We start from the raw sequence: 619 nt of genomic DNA on the forward strand, positions 1-619 counted from the left end.
CCGAGCCGGAACAGCTCGCGCAGCTGGTCGGTGGACAGGTCGGTGATCCAGTCCTCGCCGGTGCCGACCACGCTCTGGGCGAGGGCCTTCTTGCGTTCGATCATCTCGTCGATCCGCTCCTCCAGCGTGTCAAGGCAGATGAACTTCCTGACCTGGACGTTCCTGGTCTGGCCGATCCGGAAGGCCCGGTCGGTCGCCTGGTCCTCCACGGCCGGGTTCCACCAGCGGTCGATGTGCACGACGTGGGTGGCGGCGGTCAGGTTCAGGCCGACCCCGGCCGCCTTGAGCGAGAGCAGGAACACCATCGGCTCGTCATCGCCCTGGAAACGCTCGACCAGCTCGTCGCGTCCGCGTTTGGGCAGCCCGCCGTGCAGCCACAGCACCGGCCGGTCCAGATGGGCGGCCAGATACGGCTGCAGCAGGGCGCCGAACGCGGCGTACTGGGTGAAGACCAGCGCCTTGTCGCCCTCCTCGACGATCTCCTCGGCCAGCTCCTCCAGCCGGGCCAGCTTGCCCGACCGGCCCGCCAGCCGCGAGCCGTCCCTCAGCAACTGGGCCGGATGGTTGCAGACCTGCTTCAGCTTCGTCATGGTCGCCAGCACGTTGCCACGCCGCTCGA

Annotated in this window: 1 protein-coding gene; it reads right to left on the reverse strand. The window is 68.8% G+C overall.

Translation table 11 applies throughout. From position 1 onward, the window contains the following. Positions 1 to 619 (reverse strand): DEAD/DEAH box helicase (locus tag ACFFRH_RS44445; RefSeq protein WP_386164228.1); only part of this gene is annotated, 619 nt, incomplete at both ends.

Origin of the sequence: Streptosporangium vulgare (assembly GCF_042428775.1) — a bacterium.
In the GTDB taxonomy this organism is placed as follows: domain Bacteria; phylum Actinomycetota; class Actinomycetes; order Streptosporangiales; family Streptosporangiaceae; genus Streptosporangium; species Streptosporangium vulgare.